We start from the raw sequence: 19,720 nt of genomic DNA, 5'->3' as shown, positions 1-19,720 counted from the left end.
CCCCTCCATGGCCACATGATGGGAACGTAACAATGCCCCGGCCTGCGCCTCCACCCCCGTCCCGGGCAGGCGCGGGCGGTCCGGACGTGCCCATAATCGGCTCCATGCCGCATGTGTTGCTCATCGAGGACGACGCGTCCGTACGGGACGGAATGGAGCTCGTGCTGCGCCGGCACGGGTACGACGTGGAGACCGCCGCCACCGGCGAGCAGGCCCTCGCCCTGCTGGCCGGGGAAAGGGGCGCACGGGTGGAACTGGCCGTCCTGGACCTGATGCTGCCCGGCATGGACGGCTTCGAGGTGTGCCGCCGCATCCGCGCCCGCTCGGCGGTTCTGCCCGTCATCATGCTGACCGCACGCGGCGACGACCAGGACATCGTGACCGGCCTGGAGGCGGGCGCCGACGACTACGTCGTAAAGCCGGTCACCGCGCCCGTCCTGGAGGCCCGTATCCGGGCCGCGCTGCGGCGGGCGGAACCGTCCGGGCCGGTGCGCGGGCCCGCCGCCGACCTCGCCGGGCTGGTGATCGACCGCGCCGGACTGACCGTCACCAAGCACGGCACACCGGTCCCGCTGCCGCCCACCGAACTGCGGCTGCTGCTGGAGCTGTCGGCCGCCCCGGGCCGGGTGCTCAGCCGCGAGCAGCTCCTCGAATCCGTCTGGGACCACACCTTCCTGGGCGACTCCCGGCTGGTGGACGCGGCGGTCGGCCGGCTGCGGGCCAAGCTGGAGGACGTGCCGGCCAAGCCGCGGTACGTCCAGACGGTGCGGGGCTTCGGCTACCGATTCGGTCCGCTGTGAACCGTACGGGCAAGGGCAGGCGCGGCGCCGCCCCGACGCGGCGCTCGCGGCGCCTTGTCGGCGGGCTGCGCGTCCGGCTCGTCGTCACCTTCGTCGTCGTCGCGCTCGTCAGCGCGGTGACCGCGACCGCCCTCGCCTACCGGGACGCCCGCACCGCAGTCCTCCAGCGCACCCAGAACGCCGCCGTGGACGACCTCCGGGAGCGGGTCACCGCGGTCGCCGCCGACTTCGACGTGCCGCCCGACCAGCAGTCGCTGTCCCGGTTCGCGGCGAAGGTGTCGGAGGGTCTCGGCGGGAACATCGTCGTCGCCCGCTACCAGGACCTGTCCGCCGTCTCCGACTCGCTCGCCGACACCACGTCCAGGATCACCACCGAGCTGCGCACCGCCGTCACGACCGGCGACCAGGCCCGGTTCCAGCGGGTGCGGTGGCGGGGCGATCCCTATCTGGTCGTCGGCACGCCCGTCCGGTTCGACGACGGGGACCGCCGCACCTCCGGCCTGGAGGTCTACGCGATCACCGATCTGCGGGCCGAGCGCGACGACACCGCCGCCCTGCTGGACTCAGTACGGGCCGGCATGGTGCCGGTGGTGCTGCTGGCCGCCGTCCTGGCACTGCTGGCCGCGGGCACGGTGCTGCGTCCGGTGCGGAAGCTGGGCCGGGCCACCCGTGAACTGGCGGCCGGAGACCTCGGCACCCGCGTCGCCGTCTCCGGGCACGACGAACTCGCCGACCTGGCCCGGACGTTCAACGAGACCGCCGACGCGCTCCAGTCCTCCGACACGGAGTTGCGCGAGCAGGAGGCGAAGGCGCGCCGCTTCGTGGCGGACGTGTCGCACGAGCTGCGCACGCCCCTCGCGGCGATGACGATGGTGGCGACCGTCCTGGAGGAGGACGCCGACCAGCTGCCACCGGACGCGGCGCGGGCGGCCCGTACCGTCGGGGCGGAGACGGCACGGCTGTCCCGGCTGGTCGAGGACCTGATGGAGATCTCCCGCTTCGACGCGAAGGCGGTACGGCTGAACGCGGCCGAGGCGGATCTCGCCGACACCGTACGGGCCTCGCTGGCGCTGCGTGGCTGGACGGACCGGGTGCGGACCGACCTTCCCGAGGGGCTGCGGGCGGTGGTCGACCGGCGCCGGATCGACGTGATCGTCGCGAACCTGGTGGGCAACGCGTTGCGGCACGGCGCCCCGCCGGTCATCGTGACGCTCGGAACGGCCGATGCGGCGGACGGCGAGTGGGTGGTCCTGTCCGTCGCCGACCACGGACCGGGGCTGCCGCCGGAGGCACGGGAGCGGGTCTTCGACCGGTTCTACAAGGCGGACGCGGCCCGCACACGCGGCGCCGCCGACGACAGCGGACAGGGCAGCGGCCTCGGCACGGCGATCGCGCTGGAGAACGCGCGGCTGCACGGCGGCACGATCGAGGTGGCCGACGCGGCGGACACGGCGGACGGACCGGTGCGCGGCGCGGTGTTCACGCTGCGGCTGCCCCTGCGGCGTACCGGAGAGGACACGGAGTGAGGATCCGAAAGGGCATCGCGATCACGGTCGCCGCGCTGGGGTTCGCCCTCGTGGGCTGCGGCGTCCAGCCGACCGGGGTGATAGGCGCGGGCGAGCCCGCGTCCGGCCCGACGCGCGGGATGCGGCTGTACTACGCCTCCGCCGCCGGGCTGCGCGCGGTGCCGCTGATCGACAAGGAGGTCGAGGACCTCAACGGCGTGCTGAAGCTGCTCGGCTCGCTGACGCCGCCCGCCGACCAGGGCGGACTCACCTCCCTCGTCCACCTCGGCGGCTACTCGGCGACCGGCTCGGGCACCCGGGTCACGGTGCGACTGGAGGGCCTCTACGGGGAGTCAGGACGCGACCAGGCCACCGGCCAGCTGGTGTGCACGCTGGCGCGCGCCCAGTCCGTACTCGAACCGAAGGTCAGGACCGAAGACGTCGAGGTCACCCTGCGACCGTCCGAGGGCGAAGCGCTGGGCCCGTACCGGTGCCCGGAGTTCCTCAACGGCTGACTGACCGGCAATCAGACCTTCCCGCTCACCACCGGGCGGAAGGTCGCGGAACCTACACGCACGGAACGGTTCCGGGATCCTTCGGCGCGCGTGTCCGGCGGGGGATACAGCCGTATGGCCCCCGTACGGATTCGCCCTCGCGCGACGCGGCGTTAACTGGGTGCGGCGGTAGGAGACGTGACGGGGAGCCCGTCTGTGCCGCCGTCACCCCACGAGTGCTGAGGAGTTCCCGTGTCCGTGTTCCGTCCGTCGGCCTTCCGGCGTCCCCCGTACGCCGTACCTGCCGGTGCCTGTGCCGCGGCGCTGCTGCTGCTCACCGCATGCGACAACACCTCCGAGACCGCCGCTCCCGAGCCCCTCTCCGTCCGGACGGGCGCCACGGCCTCCCCCGGTGTCGCGGGCCCACAGGCCGACGGGCTGCGAAAACGGGCCGCCCCAGGGCCGCACGCGCCGGTCGTCCGGCCGCGCGAGATCCCCGCGCTGGGCCCGAAGACCCGGGCCGCGATCCCGGCCTCCTCCAAACAGGTCCTCGTCGTCACCGGCGACGACTACGACTCCAGCCTGTCCACCGCGGTCCTCTATGCCCGCGACAACCCGGCCCTTGGCTGGCTGCCCGTCACGACCCGCTGGCCGGCCCACAACGCGCTGAACGGCTGGACCGACGAGCACTGGGAGGGCGACCTGCGCTCCCCGGTCGGCGTCTACGGTCTGACGTACGCGGGCGGCCTGTTCGACCCTCCCGACACGGCGTTCCCCTACGACCGGAACCCGGCGTTCGTGGTGAGCGGCGAGGGCTTCGACGGGGAGCAGCTCGAAGGGTCCTTCGACTACGTCGTCGCCATCGACTACAACCGCACCCCCGGCGTCACCCCGCTGGACCCGGAACGCCCCCTCGGCCAGGAGCGCGGCGGCGGCATCTGGATCCACGTCGACCACGGCGGCCCGACCCAGGGCTGCATCTCGCTCCCCCTGGACCGGATGCAGGAACTCCTGAGCACCCTCGACCCGGCGAAGAAACCGGTCGTCGTGATGGGCGACGCGGAGGCCCTGGAAGAGTGAACGGGGCACGGGGGCGGGAGGCGGGCCCGTACGCTGGAGGAAGCCCGTTTCCTTACCAGGAGGCAGTGATGACCGTGACTGACGAGGGTGTGCTGACACAGGAGGTCTTCGAGGACCTTGCCCGTCACGCCATACGCGCCGAGGAAGCACTGCGTCTGGAGTTCGTGAACGGGAAAATGGGGGTCAAGGCTGTGCCGGACGGGGATCACGGGCGGATCATCGAGTGGCTCACCCGGCAATGCATGCAGGCCGATCCCGGCCGCTGGCTCTACGCCGAACAAGGGCTGCGTATCGAGACGTACCGCAAGGGGAACGCCCGGCCCGATGGAGCACTCGCTCGCAGCGGCGCCTTCGTCGGCCAGGGCGAATGGGCCGACCCCGGCGGTGTCCTGATGGTCGTCGAGGTCACCTCGTACGACGAGGACACCGACCGCCGGGACCGGGTCGAGAAGCCGCGCGCGTACGCCGAGACCGGCATTCCCGTCTACCTGCTCATCGACCGCGAAACCTGTGAGGTCAAGGTGCACTCGCAGCCCGACGGCGTGCGGTACGAGCAGGTCGTGACGGTTCCGTACGGGAAGACCGTCGAACTGCCCGACCCGGTGGGCATCGAACTGGACACCGAGCCGCTGAAGAACTGGGTCCGCTGACCGAGGGCGGCAGTACGGCAAGGGCGGGACCGCTACTGCCGGTCCCGCCATTCGCCGTGCACGTACTCCGTTACGCCGGCTTCTCCTCCAGGCGCGGGAACAGCACCGCGCCCTTCGTCACCGTGGCGCCCGCCGGGAGCCGGCCCCAGGTGCCCGCGTCCTGCACGCGCTGGTCGGCCAGCGCGCCCAGGGACTCCTCGGCGCCCAGCGACTCCCACAGCTTCTGCGAGGTCTCCGGCATCACGGCGTTCAGCAGCACCGCGACACCCCGCAGCGACTCGGCGGCCGTATAGAGGATCGTCGCGAGGCGGGCCTGGCCCTCGGGAGAGTCGTCCTTGGCGACCTTCCAGGGCTCCTGCTCCGTGATGTAGCCGTTGACCTGCTTCACGAAGTCGAAGATCGCCAGGATGCCGGACTGGAAGTCCAGCTCCTCGCCGATCTTCTCGTCGGCCGTGGCGACGGCCTTGGCCAGGCCCTCCTGGACCGCCTTCTCGGCGTCGCCCGAGGCGGTGGCCTCCGGGAGCGCGCCGCCGAAGTACTTGCCGACCATGGCAGCGACGCGCGAGGCGAGGTTGCCGTAGTCGTTGGCGAGCTCGGAGGTGTAGCGGGCGGAGAAGTCCTCCCAGGAGAACGAGCCGTCGCTGCCGAACGCGATCGCCCGCAGGAAGTACCAGCGGTACGCGTCCACGCCGAAGTGCGAGGTCAGGTCCTGCGGCTTGATGCCCGTCAGATTCGACTTCGACATCTTCTCGCCGCCGACCATCAGCCAGCCGTTGGCCGCGACCTTTCCGGGCAGCGGCAGCCCCTGCGCCATCAGCATCGCGGGCCAGATCACCGCGTGGAAGCGCAGGATGTCCTTGCCGACCAGGTGGACATTGGCGGGGAACGTCCCGTCGAACTTCTCCTGGTTGGCGCCGTAGCCGACCGCCGTCGCGTAGTTCAGCAGGGCGTCGACCCACACGTAGATGACGTGCTTCTCGTCCCACGGCACCGGGACGCCCCAGTCGAAGGTCGAGCGGGAGATGGAGAGGTCCTGGAGGCCCTGCTTGACGAAGTTCACGACCTCGTTGCGGGCGGACTCGGGCTGGATGAAGCCCGGGTTGTTCGCGTAGAACTCCATCAGCTTCGGGCCGTAGGCGCTCAGCTTGAAGAAGTAGTTCTCCTCCTTGAGGATCTCCACCGGCTTCTTGTGGATCGGGCACAGCTTGACACCGGCCTCGTCCTCGATGAGGTCGCCGGGGAGCTTGTACTCCTCGCAGCCCACGCAGTAGGGGCCCTCGTAGCCGCCCTTGTAGATCTCACCCTTGTCGTACAGGTCCTGGACGAACTCCTGCACCCGGTCGGTGTGGCGCTTCTCCGTCGTACGGATGAAGTCGTCGTTCGCGATGTTCAGGTGCTTCCAGAGGGGCTTCCACGCCTCCTCCACGAGCTTGTCGCACCACTCCTGCGGGGTGACGTCGTTCGCCTCGGCAGTGCGCATGATCTTCTGACCGTGCTCGTCCGTGCCGGTGAGGTACCACACCTTCTCGCCGCGCTGGCGGTGCCAGCGGGTGAGCACGTCGCCTGCGACGGTCGTGTAGGCGTGGCCCAGGTGAGGAGCGTCGTTGACGTAGTAGATGGGGGTCGATACGTAGAAATTCTTCACGCCGTCGCCCCCTTGCTTCTCGGATCCAGTGGCCGCCATGGTCGAAATCCTAACGGCCCGCGGGCGACCGACTCACACCGATTACGGCCGGTCACCCCCGGACCGGAGGCGTGGAGACCTTTGCGAAACATCCCTTCCGGTAGCAAAAGCGCATCCTGGGAGGGAGTGGACACGCGTGTACGAGGCAGGGGACATCACGATGCGGGTACTGGTCGCGGAGGACGAGGAGATCCTGGCGGAGCTGGTCGCCACGGGGCTGCGGCGGGCCGGCTTCGCCGTCGACACGGTGTACAGCGGTGACGCCGCCCTCGCCTACCTGGGGCTGCACGACTACGACGTCGTCGTCCTGGACCGCGACCTGCCCCGGGTGCACGGCGACGACGTGGCGCGCGGCCTCGTCGCCTCCGGCTCCCGGACCAGGATCCTGATGCTCACCGCCGCCGGTTCCATGGAGGACCGGGTCGCCGGGCTCGACCTCGGCGCCGACGACTACCTGGGCAAGCCGTTCGAGTTCCCCGAGCTGGTGTCGCGGGTCCGGGCACTGCGCCGCCGCAGCGCCCGCCCCGTGCCACCGCAGCTGGAACGGCACGGCATCCGGCTCGACACCGTACGGCGCACCGCCTCGCGGGACGGTCGGGGGCTGGACCTCTCGCCGAAGGAGTTCTCGGTGCTCCAGCTGCTGCTGGAGGCGGACGGCGGGACCGTCAGCGCGGAGGAACTGCTGGAGCGGGCCTGGGACGCCAACGCCGATCCGTTCACCGGTGCCGTGCGCGTCTGCATGAGCAAGCTGCGCGGGAAGATCGGCGAACCGGCGCTGATCCGTACGGTGCAGGGCGTGGGGTACGCCCTGTGAGGCGGCTGTCCGGTGTGCCGCACTCCAGGATCCGGGCCCGGATCGCACTCGTGTACGGCGGGGTGTTCCTGGTCCTCGGTACGGCGCTGCTCGCCACCGTCAACCTCGCCTCCCGCGCCGGTACGGACTCCCAGGCGCGCGACATCGCCCGCACGGCGGCCGTCGTGCAGCCCGGCTACGCGGTGAACGGTCCGCTCATCACCCGGCGGAACCTCGGGCCGCCCACCGTCTACGACCTCACCGACAACGTCAGTGACGCGGCCGGCCATCAGCTGCTGATCTGGTCCGTGGCCGCGCTGCTCGTCATGACGGCCTGCGCGGTCGGTGTCGGCTGGTGGACCGCGGGGCGGGTGCTGCGCCCGGTCCATGCCATGACAGAGAAAGCGCGCCGGCTCTCCGAGCACAATCTGCACGAGCGGATCGCGTCCAGCGGCCCCGACGACGAGCTCAAGGAGCTCGGCGACACGCTCGACGCGCTGCTGGCCCGGCTGGAGAAGGCCTTCGACAGTCAGCGGCGGTTCATCGCCAACGCCTCCCACGAGCTGCGGACCCCGCTCGCCACCCAGCGGGCCGCGATCCAGATCGGCCTGGACGACCCGACCCCGGAGGATCTCGTACGGACCAGGCAGACGCTCCTGGACAACAACCGGCGCAGCGAGCGGCTCATAGAGGGGCTGCTGGTCCTGGCGCGCAGTGAGCGCGGGCTCGCCGAGGGCGAGCGGGAGCCGGTGGATCTCGCGCAGGTGGTGGCGGAGGAGACGGCCCGGCACCCCGGCGTGCGGGCCGATGCCTACTTCTGCACGGTGCGGGGCAACCGCATGCTGCTCGCGCAGTTGGTGGCGAATCTGCTGGCCAACGCCGTCACGTACAACGTGCCGGACGGAACGGTGGACGTGTCACTGGTGACGGCCGGCGGTGGGGCACGGCTGGAGGTCCGCAACACCGGGCCGGTGGTGGACGCGGCGGACATCCCCGGGCTGTTCGAGCCGTTCCGGCGGGGCGAGGGCAAGGACCGGATGGGGCGCGGGTCGGGCCTCGGCCTGTCGATCGTGCGCTCCATCGCGGTGGCGCACGGCGGTACGGTCACGGCGGTGCCGGGGCCCGGGGGCGGGCTCGCCGTGACCGTACGGCTGCAGGTGGATCAGTCGGCGGTCACCGTCTCGCGGGCCGCGATCCAGGCGGGGAGCGCGGCGAGGATCTCGCGGTAGAACGTGGTGTCCGCGACCTCCCGGGGCGCGGGGCCCGCGTGGAAGAACCCCGCGTTCGGGGCGTCCAGCTTGCGCAGGAAGTCGAAGCCCTTGGCGTCTTCCTCGCCGAACGCGACGAACTGGAAGAACAGCGGCAGCCGCGCCGCGTCGGCGAGCGCCTGCTTGGCGGCCTGCTTGGCGTCCGGCGGGCCGTCGGTCTGGAAGATCACCAGGGCGGGGCCGGTCTCCTCCGACTTCTCGTAGTGCGCGACGACCTCTTCGACGGCGCTCTGGTAGTTCGTACGGCCGAGGCGGCCGAGGCCCGCGTTCAGCTCGTCGATCCGGCCCTCGTGGTCGGCGAGGCCGACGGTGCCGGTGCCGTCGATCTCCGTCGAGAAGAAGACGACGGGGACGGTCGCGTTCTCGTCCAGGTGCGCGGCGAGTGCGACGGCGCGGTCGCCCAGGTGCTGGGCGCTGCCGTCCTTGTAGAACGGCCGCATGGAGCCGGAGCGGTCGAGGACCAGGTAGACGGTGGCGCGCAGCCCGGTCAGCCCGTGCGCCTTCAGCCCGGCCTGGGCCGCCTTGTACGGGTCGACGAGCCCGGGGGCCCGCGACTTGACCTTGGCGAGGGTGAGCGCGGGCTTGGGGGTGGGGGCCGGGGTGGTTGCGGGGTCCGCCTCGGCTACGGGGGTGGCTGCGGGCTCGGCCTCGGCTGCGGGGGCTGCCTCGGTTACGGGGGCGGGCTCGGCCACCGGGGCGGGGGCCTCGGCCTTGACCTCGGGCTGCGCCTGCGCCTCCGGCTCGGCCTGCGCCTCCGGCTCGGCCTGCGCCTTGGGCTCGGCGGCGGTGAGCTCCGGCTCCGCTTCTGCCTCCGGCTCCGTCTCGACCTCCACCTCGGCCTTGACCTTGATGGCGGGCTCGGCCTCGGCGGTGGGCTCTGCGTCCGGCTCGACTTCCGGCTCGATGGCGACCTCGGCCTTGACCGGCTCCGGCTTCTCCACCTTCGCCTCGGCCTCGACTACCTCCGGCTCCGGCTCCTCCACCTTCGCCTCGGCCTCGACTACCTCCGGCTCCGGCTTCTCCACCTTCGCCTCGGCCTCGACTACCTCCGGCTCCGGCTTCTCCACCTTCGCCTCGGCCTCGACTACCTCCGGCTCCGGCTCCTCCACCTTTGCCTCGGCCTTGACGGGCTCCGGCTCCGGCTCCGGCTCCGGCTCCGCCTTCGCCTCCGTCGACTCCGACCTCGGGGCCGGGCTCTGCGCCGGGACCGTGGGGACGGACGCCTTGTCGAAGGCGGCGGCCACCAGGTCCGAGGCCAGACCGCTGTTCTCGCCGGCAGACCGGGGAGAGGCGGGCGCCGGTACCGAAGCCTTGGTGGGCGGGGTGGTTTCGAGGACCGGGGCCGGCTCCGCGATCCGCTCGTCCGCCGTGGACGTGGTCTCCGTCGTCGTGGTCGGCTCCGACTCCGTGGGCGCGGTGCGCTCGGTCTGGGGCGGGACCGTGGCCGTCGGCGCGTCCTGCTCCGCGCGGTCGCGGCCGAACACCTTGCGCAGCAAGCTCCGAATGCCCATGGGCGAGGCCTTTCGCGTGAGTTGGGTGCGAGAAATGTCCGACCTGCGGGAATTGATCCCTGGCCAGGACGGATACGTAAGGTTAGCGGCCGGATCCGGCCCTTCGGTGGTGCGGCCCGCCCGTGTGGGAACTGAGCCACAACGGAGCCCCCGATGAGTCCTGTGCCGATGGCGTGCGGGCCTCATGTACGTCGTTCAAATGTGCGCACCCGGTCATGAGTTGCCTTGTTAGCGTGAATGGACGGTGTGCCCGACGCGAAGTCGGGCACACCGTTGTCCGTTGCCGACAGCGTTGCTCAAGAAGGGCTCCCACATGGGAAAACCAACCCGCAGAACACGTTTTGCCGCCTGTGCCGTTGCGGCGGGTGCGATGCTTTCCGGCCTCGTTCCGGCGGTCGGTGCCGCCGCCGCTCCGGTGTCCGCCCCGCTCTCCTCGGTGCGGGCCGCCGACGACCCGGCGCCGGGCAACGAGGGAATGCCGGACGACGGGTTCGACAACGAATCCGAGGGTGAGCAGGACGACTTCGCCGGAACCGGATCAGCGGCGGTCTCGGATTCGGCCTCCGCCGCCCCGGGCGTCTCCGCTCTCGCCGCTCCCGTCCCCGGCCGGGCCGCCGACTTCAAGCTGGTGAAGAGCACCGATATCTCCGGTCTCGTCACGAAATTGGACGCAGCGCTGCCCAAGCAGGGACTCACCGAGTTGATGGAGCAGGCCAACCGGCCCTCCAAGTGGGAAGGCGACTGCGGAACAGCCGGAATCTACGGTTCCGATCTGGCGGTCAACCACCGCGTCTGCTGGCAGAGCGACGACGCCACGTCCTCGGAGTGGGTGCCGCAGGCCATCACCGGTGTCTCGGACGCGCAGGAGGACGAGGACTGGGGCACGTCCAACGCCGAGCCGATCGCCGTGGCCGGTTACGACGCGGAGAACCCGGGCCGCAGCAACTACGCCAAGGACCGCGACAACTGCCTCCAGGACTCCGCGTCGGACGCCTGCAACGAGAAGGGCATCCGGGTCAGCTTCTTCAACCAGGCGACCCAGATGTACCGCCATGTACTGCTGGTCTGGCCGTACATGAACTCCAAGGACCACATCTCCTTCGACGCGCTCCACGCGAGCGAGGGCAAGTGCACCACCGAGGTGACGTCGTCCTGCGCCGCGCAGAACGGCATCCACGCCGGTGGCATGGTCTGGTACGGCAATTACCTGTACGTCGCCGACACCCCCAACGGCATGCGGGTCTTCGACCTGCGCAAGATCATGGACCTCAACCCGGACAACAAGGCCGACGTCGACGACCCGACGCCGGACGGGCTCGTCAGCAACGTCGTGGACAAGAAGCGGATCGGCCGTCAGAGCAACGTCTGGTACGGCTACGGCTACCGCTACGTCATGCCGCAGGTCGCCACGCTGAAGTTCACCACGGCGAAGAACGGCGGGACCACCAGCGGCAACCGGTGCTACGCCACCGGCCGCCCGAAGGCCTCGTACATCTCGCTGGACCGGACCGACACCGACCACATGGTCCTCGGTGAGTACTGCAACACCAACAACGGCGGCACGAGCCCCGGCCGCGTCGGCACGTACCCGATGACCGAGCTGACCGCCGCCGTCGAGGGCGCCACCGGCACGACCGCCTCCGCCGACCTGGCGTACGGCCTGCCGACCGGTGCCACGTTCAACAACGAGGCGCTGTGGCACAAGATCCAGGGCGTCACGCGGTACGACGGCAAGTGGTACTTCCACCGCAGCAACGGCTACGACAACGGCCGGCTGCTCCAGGCCACGCCGGGTACCGTCGACGGGGCGTCCCAGCTCGTCGGCAACGCGAAGACGCTGGAGTCGGCGTTCGGGCCCGAGGACCTCTACCTCGCGCACGGGCGCGGCGACGGCTTCGCGCCGCAGCTGTGGTCGCTGAGCGAGCACGCGCCGAGCAGGTGCGGAGCGTGCAAGCGCGAGCTGTACAGCTACAACATGGGTGAAGTGATCAGCGACTTCGGCTGATCCCCACGACCCCGACGATCCCGACGAACCCACGACAGGCCCTACAGTCGGAGGCATGGTTTCCGGTGAGGCGCCGCAGGCGGAGGGCAGCGTTCGGGTCGATGTCTGGATCTGGTCGGTCCGGCTGACGAAGACCCGTTCGCAGGCCGCTGCCGCCTGCCGCGCGGGTCATGTGAAGGTCGCCGGCGAGCGCGCCAAGCCCGCCCAGGCACTGCGCGTCGGCGACGAGGTACGGCTCCGGCACGCCGGACGCGACCGGATCGTGGTCGTTTCGAAGATCGTCAAGAAACGGGTCGGCCCTCCGGTGGCGGCGGAGTGCTTCATCGACAACAGCCCGCCCCCGCCGCCGCGCGAGGCGGCGATCCAGGTTCCGGTACGGGACCGGGGCGCGGGCCGGCCGACGAAGCGGGACCGGCGCGAGATGGAACGGCTGCGGGGGGCCGGCCCCACGGGCTGACAGCCCACCCGGTGGTGCCGCCCCGCCGTCGGGCCGCCCCGCCGCCGGAGAAGCCCTGCCGCCGGAGCAGCTCCTACGGCTGGGGCGAGGCGATGGCCCGTGCCGCCGCCACCTCCTGGCGCAGCGGAGCGAGTACGCCTTCCTCGTCGCCCGGAAGTTCGGTGCGCACCTCCACCAGGACCTCGCTGGCCCGTATCCCCTCGGCCAGCTCCCGCAGCTGCCGCTGGACCTCAGCGACCTCGGCCGGTGGCGGCTCGGGTGCTCCGTGGTTGACCCGGACCCGGGCCGCCGTCGTCGCGTCCACGATGCGTTCGACCGCGACGACCAGCGGCCACCAGGCGGCGGCCCGGGTGCCGACCGGGGGCGGTTCGGTCAGGGCGCGCTGGAATTCGGAACGTACGACCGACAGGTCGCGGTAGATCCGGCGCCGGGCCCGCACCCGTTCCGCCCGGTCGCCGGAGCTGCCCGGCTCGAACGCGCACGCGACGTAGTCGGCGATTTCCGCCACCGCGTCCGCGAGCCGGTGGCCTATCCGTACGTGCCAGCTCTCCGGCCACAGCAGGTAGCCCGCCACCAGCACGATCGCGCAGCCGATCAGGCTGTCCAGGAAGCGCGGCCAGACCAGGTGGAAGCCCTGGTGGTTCAGCAGGTCGGACAGGAGCAGGATGACCGGGGTGATGGCAGCGGTCTGGAAGGCGTAGCCCTTCGCGGTGAGCGCCGGGATCAGCGCGGCGAGCACCACCATCACCGGCACGTCCCACCAGCCCATCGGCACCGCGGCGAGTACCGGTGCGGCGATCACGAGCCCGGCAGCCGTGCCCACCGATCGCAGCACGGCCCGCGAGAACACCGAGCCGAAGTCCGGCTTGAGGACGAACGTGACGGTCAGCGCCACCCAGTACGAGCGCGGCACCAGGATCAGCGAGGTCAGCGCCTGGGCCAGGCCGATGCAGAGGGCGAGGCGCAGCCCGTACCGCCAGGAGGCCCCGGAGAACAGCACGTCGCGGGTGGTCCGCCGGATCCGTACCCCGAGCACGGCGGGGCGGCCGAGCCGGTCGTCGACGTTGTACGGGTCGGGGTCGGCCTTGTGCACCACGACCGCGGCGTGCCGCAGGGCGCTGTCCACCGCACGGGTGGCGGGTGAGTTGGGTGCGGGCAGGGTGAGTTCGGGGCGGCCGGTGCGGCTCTCCTCGACGGCGACGGCCAGTTCGCGTACCGCCGCCGGGATCTCGTCCGGGAGCCTGAGCCGGCGCACATGGACGGCGGGGGCCGCCTCGACGAGCGGGATGACGACGTTGAGCTGGGCGAGCAGCCGCACCATGGCGTTGCTGCGGCCGTGGTAGCGGGCCCGGCGGGCCAGGATCAGGTCGTAGGACGTGTTGAGGGACTGGGTGACGGCCTGGCGCCGCTCCTCGTACGCGTCGGTGCCCGCGGCGGCGAGCAGGTCGGCGACCGCGAGGTAGGTGCCCGCGACCGCGACCCGCTCCGGGAGCTTCCGGCGCAACGGCCAGGCCAGCAGGGTCAGGGTGAGTACGAACAGGCCGCCTACCGTGAGCAGCAGCGGCGCCACCCACCAGGGCTGCGGCATCGGGAGGCCGGCCCCGACCACCGCGTTGAGCAGGAGCAGCAGCCCGGACACCGAGGCGACCGCGCCGATCGTCGACATCATCCCGGAGACCAGGCCGACCAGCGTCAGCGCGGCGACGGCCGCCCAGCCGGTTCCGTACACCAGCGTGCCGAGCATGATGCCGAGCGCGCCGAAGAGCTGCGGCACGGCGATGTTGAGTATCCGCATCCGGTACGCGTCCGCGGTGTCGCCGATGACGCCGGAGAGCGCGCCCATGGAGACGAGCGCGCCGTACGCGGGGCGGTCCAGCGCGAAGCCGACGGCGAGCGGTGTGGCCAGGGAGACGGAGGCGCGGGCGACGCCCGCCCAGGCGATGGGCGTGGACGGCTTCGGGCGTAGTCCGCTCAGCAGCCAGGGGGGTGGCGCCAGCCATGGGGGTGGCGCCGTCCGCCGCCGTCCGGATCCGGTGTCCGTGTCGGTCAACGCGTCCCCCTCGGTCGTGCGTTCAGCTCCGGTAGCCCTCGACCTCGTCGGCGGGCCGGACCCGCGCCTCGGACGGATCTTCGCCGTACTCGCTCAGTGCCCGGCGCTGGCGCATCAGATCCCAGCACTGGTCGAGCCGTACTTCAACGGTACGCAGCCGTGCTTTCTCCTCCTCGCTGAGGCCCATTTCTCGGGTGGAACGGTCGCGCAGGCTCCGTTCCTCGGAGATGAGTCCGCCGATCTCGTCGATGATGTCGTGCTCCCGGTCGTCCATGACGTCTCCTTCGTGGCGGGGGGAGAAGGGCGCAGGTGGTCAGAGCACGATGACGGTCTTGCCGCGTGCGCCGCCCGTGCGGTTCCGGTCGAGGGCCTGCGGGGTCTTCTCCAGGGGGAGTTCGATGTCGACGGGCACCCGCAGTACGCCTTCCGCGGCGCCCGCGGCCAGGACGTCCAGCAGGACCGGGGTGGGTTCGAGCCGGAAGTCGATAGCGGTCACGCCGGGGGGCAGGGCGGCCCCGGAGGCGATGCCGCGCGTGGTGAGGGCGATGCCGCCGCCGCGTACCAGGGCGGCGTGTCCGGCGAAGGAATCGGGGGTGGTGGAGACCAGGTCGACCAGTGCGTCGACACCGTCCGGGCAGCTCTCCCGTACCGCCGCCTCCAGCGGCCGGTCGGTGAGGTCGATCGTGACGGCGGCGCCCAGCTCCGTCATCCGGGTGTGCTCGTGGCCGCGCACGGCGGCGATCACCCGTACGTCGCGGGCGGACGCGAGCTGGGTCAGATAGCTGCCGACGCCGCCCGCCGCACCGATGACGAGCAGGGTCTCGTGGCCCCGGAACACCGCGATCTCCAGGATCTGGGCGGCCGCCATGCCGGCAGAGGGAAGCGCGGCCGCGGCCCGCAGGGGGAGCCCGGGCGGTACGACGGTGATGGCGGAGTCCTGCGGCACGGACACGTAGTCGCAGTACGTGCCGCTGCCCGCCGCGTTCGGCCGGGCGACCCGGCCGAAGACCTGGTCGCCGACCCGGAACCGGTTCTCGCCGCTGCCGATCATGTCGACCCGGCCCGCGAAGTCCACCCCGACGACCATCGGGAACACGCGCGGTGCCGGTCCGTCGTCCGGGGAGCCCTGTGCGGCCTGCCAGTCGGACGGGTTGAGCGCGGCGTACTCGATCCTGACCCGTACCTCTCCGGCCTCCGGTTCGGGCTTGGGCATCTCCACCAGTGCGGGGTCGGCCCGGAACGCGCCGACGGCTATGGCTCGCATGCGGAAGACCTCTCAGTCGTCCCCGATCCGGCAGTCACGAGAACCACTCTTCCCCGGCCCGCCCGCCGCCGCATGTCGAGCGGAAAAGGCCCTGCGGAGCCCTGCGGACCGGGTCATTCCGAACCAGACCGCCGCGGCTTTCCCGGCCGCCCCACCTCTCCCCGGCCCACCCGCTTCCGCCGCCGCATCCGCACCAGACCCGCGCACAGGGCCACCGCCAGCCCCACGGCGAACACCGCCCACGCCGTCGTGCGCAGCGAGCCCGTCAGCGCGTCGTACACCGCCGCCGCCCCCGCCGTCTCGCTGTCCGGCACCTCGGACAGCACCCGGTCGCGGGTGTACGCGAGCACCGCGCGCAGCACCAGCGCCCCGAGCGCGAAGCCGAGCCCGACAACGGCGGTGGCCGAGAGCGCGGCGGGCCAGGAGCGCCTGTGCCCCGGCCCGCCGCCGCGCAGCCAGGCCACGGCCAGGACGGCGACCACGAGCGTGGCCACGGCCGGCCAGATGCTGCCGGTCCGCAGCAGGCGGAAGGTCTGGCGCAGATGGTCGGCGCGGTCGGCGGAGATGAGCGTGATGTCGGTGTGCTGGACCGGGATCCGGTCGGCGAACGGCACCCCGTTCTCCTCCAGGTTCTGCTTGACCCGCCCGGTCACGGGGGCCAGATCGATGGTCACGGCCTCGCCGGTGTTGCCGTTCAGGGCGGCGGTGACGGCCTCGTGTGCGGTGCGGTTGGCGGCCTTCCAGGCGTCCTGGAAGGCGTCGGTGGTGGTGAAGGACAGCACCGCCTGGCGCAGGAACTCCCGCACGGTGTCCTGGAGCGGCCCGGCGTCGATCTGTTTCATCGCCCCGTCGGTGATGAGGTCGGTGACGGTGCTCTGCACATCGGGGTCGGAGGCGAGCGGGGCCACCGCGTCGACGTAGCGGTCCGTGTTGTCGATCTCCAGGTCCACCCAGGCGGACAGCGCGGCGACCGGTACCAGGACGGCGAGCAGCACCACCAGTACCACCGAGAGAGTCGCCGAGAGATACGTCCGCACCCGTCCAGGGAATCCCGTGCCGGGGCGGCGCGCCCCGGGCCGTACGCCATCCGAGTTGCCGGGCGGCGCGGCCGGGTGTGCCCTGGAAGGAAAAGGAGCCACGGAAGGAGAACCCCGCATGTCCACACACGCGGCAATGCCGGCCCGCGGACGGACCCGGCCGAGCTCTCGGGCTCGCGCGCACGGCAGGAGCTCCTGGGCGATCCCCGTCACGCTGGGGGCGGCGTACGGTCTCTACGCCTCGTTCATCCTCCGCAACAACGGCGCGACCGGCTACCGGCAGTTCTGGTACGGCCTGATCACCGCGGTGGCGCTCGCGGCGCTGTGCTTCGTGCTGGGCCGGATCCAGCACACCATGCTGCCCCTGGTGCGGGCGGTGGCCTACGGTGCGCTGACCGCGGCGGCGATCGGCCTGCTGGTCGGGCTCACCGATTCGAGCGTGCTGCGGTCCGCGGCGCTGGGGCTGGCGGTCGGCCTCGGAATGTTCATCAGCACCTTCTACATCTACTACACGCACGAGAAGACGTGAGTCCGTACGGACTCAAGGGCGGGCCCGCACACGTTCGTGCGGGCCCGCCCTTCGCGTTCTCACGCCCGACCGCTGGTGCCGGTCACACGTCGCGTACGACCGTCACCGGGCACGGTGCGTGCTGGGTGACGTGGAGGCTGACCGAGCCGAGCAGGGTCGCCTTGAAGCCGCTGTAGCCGCGCGCCCCGACGACCAGCAGGTTCGCACCCTTGGCGCGGTCCAGCAGGGACTGGGCCGGGTTGCCGATCACCACGATCTTGCTGACCGCCGCCGCCCCCTCGGCGCCCAGGGCCTCCTCCAGTGTCTCGTTGAGGGCCACGGTGGCCAGGGCCTGCGGGTCGAAGTCCTCCGGCATCCCGGGCATCATCGACGCCCAGCTCGTCGCGGGGTACTCCCAGCTGTTGACCGCTTCCACCGTGTCGCCGGTCAGCTCCGCCTGGCGTACGGCCCAGTGCAGCGCCTTGATCGACGACTCGGAGCCGTCCACGCCCACCACGATCCTGCCCATCTCTGCCTCCAGCTCGGTTCGGCTCAGTGCGCAGAGGCGCCGTACGTACCGTGCGTACCGGACGCACAGGAAATCCCGTACGGCGCATCTTTCGTGCCAACTCTAGTCAAACCAGGCAGGGGTGCAGGCGGTGGGGCCTCAGTCCAGGCGGAGGTCGGCGAGCTGCTGCTCGAACGGCACGACCTCGTCGTCGAGCCCGAGGGTCCGCCGCGCCCCGGACGCCGCCCGGCCGCCCGTGATCATGGCCGCGAGCTCGCCGCCCGCCCGCCGGATGCGGGACGGCAGCCCGTCGGTGTACTCGTCGCCGGACGAGCCCCAGTCCTCCGACGCCGCGTACACGGACGTCGGTACGACGGTGGCCCGCAGGTAGGCGAAGAGCGGGCGCATCGCGTGTTCCAGGACCAGCGAGTGGCGGGCGGTGCCGCCGGTCGCCGCTATGACGACCGGCTTGCCGGTCAGCGCCGTGTTGTCGATCAGGTCGAAGAACGACTTGAACAGCCCGCTGTACGAGGCGGTGAACACGGGCGAGACGGCGATCAGTCCGTCCGCCTCCGCCACCTCCTTGATCGCCTCGTCCAGGGCAGCCGGCGGGAAGCCGGTGACCAGGTGGTTGGCGATGTCGACGGCCAGGTCGCGCAGTTCGATCACCCGGACCTCGACCGTGCGGTCCTGCTCGGTCAGCAGCCGCTCACGGGCGGCGCCGGCCAGCCGCTCGGCCAGCAGCCGGGTCGAGGACGGGCTGCTCAGCCCGGCCGATACGGCGACGATGCGCAGGGGCTCGGTGACGAAGGCGTCGGACGTGTTGGACACGGTGGTCAGGCCTCCTTCGTGGTGGTGGCGGTGGCGGTGGCGGCAGTGGCAGAAGTGCCGGCACCGGCGGTGCGGGCGGCGACGGCCGGGTGGACGGGCGCGGAGTCCGGGACCCCGGCCGGGCGCAGCGCGGCGAACTCCTTGCGCAGCACCGGGACGACCTCCTCGCCGAGGATGTCGAGCTGCTCCAGGACCGTCTTCAGCGGCAGTCCCGCGTGGTCCATCAGGAACAGCTGGCGCTGGTAGTCACCGACGGCGTCCCGGAAGGACAGGGTCCGTTCGATGACCTCCTGCGGGGAGCCGACGGTCAGCGGGGTCTGCTGGGTGAAGTCCTCCATCGACGGCCCGTGCCCGTAGACCGGCGCGTTGTCGAAGTACGGGCGGAACTCCCGTACCGCGTCCTGCGAGTTCTTCCGCATGAACACCTGGCCGCCGAGGCCGACGATGGCCTGCTCGGCGGTGCCGTGCCCGTAGTGCGCGTACCGCTGCCGGTACAGGTTCACCATCTTCGCGGTGTGCTCGATGGGCCAGAAGATGTTGTTGTGGAAGAAGCCGTCGCCGTAGTACGCGGCCTGCTCGGCGATCTCCGGCGAGCGGATCGAGCCGTGCCAGACGAACGGCGGGACGCCGTCCAGCGGGCGCGGGGTCGCGGTGAAGGACTGCAGCGGCGTACGGAACTTGCCCTCCCAGTCGACGACGTCCTCGCGCCACAGCTTGTGCAGCAGTGCGTAGTTCTCGATGGCGAGCGGGATGCCCTGCCGGATGTCCTTGCCGAACCACGGGTAGACCGGACCGGTGTTGCCGCGGCCCATCATCAGGTCGACGCGGCCGTCCGCGAGGTGCTGGAGCGTCGCGTAGTCCTCGGCGATCTTCACCGGGTCGTTGGTGGTGATCAGAGTCGTGGACGTGGACAGGATCAGGTTCTCGGTGCGGGCGGCGATGTAGCCGAGCGTGGTCGTCGGCGAGGACGGGACGAACGGCGGGTTGTGGTGCTCGCCGGTCGCGAAGACGTCCAGGCCGACCTCTTCCGCCTTCTGCGCGATGGCGAGGGTCGCCTTGATCCGCTCGTTCTCGGTCGGCGTCCGGCCGGTCGTGGGGTCGGTGGTGACGTCTCCGACGGTGAAGATCCCGAACTGCATGGCGCCCGCCTCCAGAACTAGAGTTGTTGAACGTTGAACTATGTGAACACACCCTACAACGGAGCACCCCCCTGACCTATTCCGCGCCCCCCGAGGGAGCTCCGGACCAGTGCGTACCCTGGACGGGACGCGCGGA

19 protein-coding genes are annotated in these 19,720 nt (G+C 71.4%); 10 read left to right on the top strand and 9 right to left on the bottom strand.

Annotated elements, in window-relative coordinates; translation table 11 throughout:
* Window positions 1-104 precede the first annotated feature (104 nt).
* The 5 genes from ACIRJP_RS08865 to ACIRJP_RS08845 all read left to right on the top strand — a co-directional run bounded on the left by ACIRJP_RS08865 (window position 105) and on the right by ACIRJP_RS08845 (window position 4,529).
* Window positions 105-800, top strand: a complete 696-nt coding sequence (locus tag ACIRJP_RS08865) for a response regulator (RefSeq protein WP_404170067.1) — start codon at window positions 105-107, stop codon at window positions 798-800.
* Window positions 797-2,326, top strand: coding sequence for an ATP-binding protein (locus ACIRJP_RS08860; protein ID WP_404170064.1), 1,530 nt, complete (start codon window positions 797-799; stop codon window positions 2,324-2,326). The genes ACIRJP_RS08865 and ACIRJP_RS08860 overlap by 4 nt, the downstream gene beginning before the upstream one ends.
* Window positions 2,323-2,820 carry a hypothetical protein gene (locus tag ACIRJP_RS08855; protein ID WP_404170061.1) on the top strand — a complete coding sequence of 166 codons (498 nt, stop codon included), beginning with the start codon at window positions 2,323-2,325 and terminating at the stop codon, window positions 2,818-2,820. Before ACIRJP_RS08860 ends, ACIRJP_RS08855 begins: the two co-directional genes overlap by 4 nt.
* Before the next feature lie 237 nt (window positions 2,821-3,057).
* Window positions 3,058-3,879 carry a L,D-transpeptidase family protein gene (locus ACIRJP_RS08850; RefSeq protein WP_404170461.1) on the top strand — a complete coding sequence of 274 codons (822 nt, stop codon included), beginning with the start codon at window positions 3,058-3,060 and terminating at the stop codon, window positions 3,877-3,879.
* Window positions 3,880-3,947: 68 nt separating this feature from the next.
* Window positions 3,948-4,529 (top strand): Uma2 family endonuclease, encoded by a 582-nt coding sequence (locus ACIRJP_RS08845; RefSeq protein WP_404170058.1) that lies wholly within the window; start codon window positions 3,948-3,950, stop codon window positions 4,527-4,529.
* Between the two features lie 70 nt (window positions 4,530-4,599).
* On the opposite strand, the gene metG is transcribed toward ACIRJP_RS08845, so the two are convergent.
* A complete protein-coding gene (metG, locus tag ACIRJP_RS08840; RefSeq protein WP_404170055.1) occupies window positions 4,600-6,213 on the bottom strand; it encodes a methionine--tRNA ligase in 1,614 nt (537 codons plus the stop codon).
* Window positions 6,214-6,373: 160 nt separating this feature from the next.
* On the opposite strand from metG, the gene ACIRJP_RS08835 reads away from it, so the two are divergent.
* Window positions 6,374-7,027: a response regulator transcription factor gene (locus tag ACIRJP_RS08835; protein WP_404170458.1), complete on the top strand. Its 654-nt coding sequence runs from the start codon at window positions 6,374-6,376 to the stop codon at window positions 7,025-7,027.
* A gap of 5 nt (window positions 7,028-7,032) precedes the next feature.
* Entirely contained in the window at window positions 7,033-8,235 is a 1,203-nt protein-coding gene (locus tag ACIRJP_RS08830) for a sensor histidine kinase (protein ID WP_404170453.1), read from the top strand.
* On the opposite strand, the gene ACIRJP_RS08825 is transcribed toward ACIRJP_RS08830, so the two are convergent.
* Window positions 8,169-9,785: a VWA domain-containing protein gene (locus ACIRJP_RS08825; RefSeq protein ID WP_404170052.1), complete on the bottom strand. Its 1,617-nt coding sequence runs from the start codon at window positions 9,783-9,785 to the stop codon at window positions 8,169-8,171. The two genes, ACIRJP_RS08830 and ACIRJP_RS08825, sit on opposite strands and share 67 nt — an antisense overlap.
* 313 nt (window positions 9,786-10,098) lie before the next feature.
* On the opposite strand from ACIRJP_RS08825, the gene ACIRJP_RS08820 reads away from it, so the two are divergent.
* Together ACIRJP_RS08820 and ACIRJP_RS08815 are read left to right on the top strand one after the other, a co-directional pair.
* Window positions 10,099-11,790 carry a hypothetical protein gene (locus ACIRJP_RS08820; RefSeq protein ID WP_404170049.1) on the top strand — a complete coding sequence of 564 codons (1,692 nt, stop codon included), beginning with the start codon at window positions 10,099-10,101 and terminating at the stop codon, window positions 11,788-11,790.
* Window positions 11,791-11,845: 55 nt separating this feature from the next.
* Complete coding sequence (locus tag ACIRJP_RS08815) at window positions 11,846-12,247, top strand: RNA-binding S4 domain-containing protein (RefSeq protein WP_266731474.1); 402 nt, start codon at window positions 11,846-11,848, stop codon at window positions 12,245-12,247.
* Between the two features lie 73 nt (window positions 12,248-12,320).
* On the opposite strand, the gene ACIRJP_RS08810 is transcribed toward ACIRJP_RS08815, so the two are convergent.
* From ACIRJP_RS08810 to ACIRJP_RS08795, 4 genes are all read right to left on the bottom strand, one after another.
* Complete coding sequence (locus tag ACIRJP_RS08810) at window positions 12,321-14,243, bottom strand: FUSC family protein (RefSeq protein WP_404170450.1); 1,923 nt, start codon at window positions 14,241-14,243, stop codon at window positions 12,321-12,323.
* A gap of 76 nt (window positions 14,244-14,319) precedes the next feature.
* Window positions 14,320-14,571, bottom strand: a complete 252-nt coding sequence (locus ACIRJP_RS08805; protein WP_266731475.1) for a DUF2630 family protein — start codon at window positions 14,569-14,571, stop codon at window positions 14,320-14,322.
* Between the two features lie 39 nt (window positions 14,572-14,610).
* Window positions 14,611-15,561, bottom strand: a complete 951-nt coding sequence (locus ACIRJP_RS08800) for an NADP-dependent oxidoreductase (protein ID WP_404170046.1) — start codon at window positions 15,559-15,561, stop codon at window positions 14,611-14,613.
* 113 nt (window positions 15,562-15,674) lie between these two features.
* Window positions 15,675-16,598, bottom strand: coding sequence for a hypothetical protein (locus ACIRJP_RS08795; RefSeq protein ID WP_404170044.1), 924 nt, complete (start codon window positions 16,596-16,598; stop codon window positions 15,675-15,677).
* 118 nt (window positions 16,599-16,716) lie between these two features.
* Between ACIRJP_RS08795 and ACIRJP_RS08790 the strand changes: the two genes are divergently transcribed.
* Window positions 16,717-17,127, top strand: a complete 411-nt coding sequence (locus ACIRJP_RS08790) for a hypothetical protein (RefSeq protein WP_404170041.1) — start codon at window positions 16,717-16,719, stop codon at window positions 17,125-17,127.
* An 82-nt stretch (window positions 17,128-17,209) separates the two neighbouring features.
* Here ACIRJP_RS08790 and ACIRJP_RS08785 read toward each other — a convergent pair whose 3' ends face one another.
* From ACIRJP_RS08785 to ACIRJP_RS08775, 3 genes are all read right to left on the bottom strand, one after another.
* Window positions 17,210-17,635 carry a universal stress protein gene (locus tag ACIRJP_RS08785; RefSeq protein ID WP_404170038.1) on the bottom strand — a complete coding sequence of 142 codons (426 nt, stop codon included), beginning with the start codon at window positions 17,633-17,635 and terminating at the stop codon, window positions 17,210-17,212.
* 138 nt (window positions 17,636-17,773) lie between these two features.
* On the bottom strand, window positions 17,774-18,445 hold the full coding sequence (locus ACIRJP_RS08780; protein WP_404170035.1) for an FMN reductase: 672 nt from the start codon (window positions 18,443-18,445) through the stop codon (window positions 17,774-17,776).
* Between the two features lie 5 nt (window positions 18,446-18,450).
* Window positions 18,451-19,584 carry an LLM class flavin-dependent oxidoreductase gene (locus ACIRJP_RS08775; protein ID WP_404170032.1) on the bottom strand — a complete coding sequence of 378 codons (1,134 nt, stop codon included), beginning with the start codon at window positions 19,582-19,584 and terminating at the stop codon, window positions 18,451-18,453.
* Window positions 19,585-19,720 lie beyond the last annotated feature (136 nt).

It is taken from the genome of Streptomyces sp. NPDC102437 (assembly GCF_044765565.1).
Taxonomy (GTDB): Bacteria; Actinomycetota; Actinomycetes; order Streptomycetales; family Streptomycetaceae; genus Streptomyces.
This window is presented reverse-complemented; position numbering and strand designations above follow the sequence as displayed.

Excerpts from the sequence above, each read along its gene's own strand:
- ACIRJP_RS08825 (WP_404170052.1), bottom strand. The coding sequence starts at position 9,785 with ATGGGCATTCGGAGCTTGCTGCGCAAGGTGTTCGGCCGCGACCGCGCG.
- ACIRJP_RS08835 (WP_404170458.1), top strand. The coding sequence starts at position 6,374 with ATGCGGGTACTGGTCGCGGAGGACGAGGAGATCCTGGCGGAGCTGGTC.
- ACIRJP_RS08865 (WP_404170067.1), top strand. The coding sequence starts at position 105 with ATGCCGCATGTGTTGCTCATCGAGGACGACGCGTCCGTACGGGACGGA.
- ACIRJP_RS08775 (WP_404170032.1), bottom strand. The coding sequence starts at position 19,584 with ATGCAGTTCGGGATCTTCACCGTCGGAGACGTCACCACCGACCCCACG.
- ACIRJP_RS08845 (WP_404170058.1), top strand. The coding sequence starts at position 3,948 with ATGACCGTGACTGACGAGGGTGTGCTGACACAGGAGGTCTTCGAGGAC.
- ACIRJP_RS08820 (WP_404170049.1), top strand. The coding sequence starts at position 10,099 with ATGGGAAAACCAACCCGCAGAACACGTTTTGCCGCCTGTGCCGTTGCG.
- metG (WP_404170055.1), bottom strand. The coding sequence starts at position 6,213 with ATGGCGGCCACTGGATCCGAGAAGCAAGGGGGCGACGGCGTGAAGAAT.
- ACIRJP_RS08785 (WP_404170038.1), bottom strand. The coding sequence starts at position 17,635 with ATGGGCAGGATCGTGGTGGGCGTGGACGGCTCCGAGTCGTCGATCAAG.
- ACIRJP_RS08805 (WP_266731475.1), bottom strand. The coding sequence starts at position 14,571 with ATGGACGACCGGGAGCACGACATCATCGACGAGATCGGCGGACTCATC.
- ACIRJP_RS08815 (WP_266731474.1), top strand. The coding sequence starts at position 11,846 with ATGGTTTCCGGTGAGGCGCCGCAGGCGGAGGGCAGCGTTCGGGTCGAT.
- ACIRJP_RS08790 (WP_404170041.1), top strand. The coding sequence starts at position 16,717 with ATGTCCACACACGCGGCAATGCCGGCCCGCGGACGGACCCGGCCGAGC.
- ACIRJP_RS08800 (WP_404170046.1), bottom strand. The coding sequence starts at position 15,561 with ATGCGAGCCATAGCCGTCGGCGCGTTCCGGGCCGACCCCGCACTGGTG.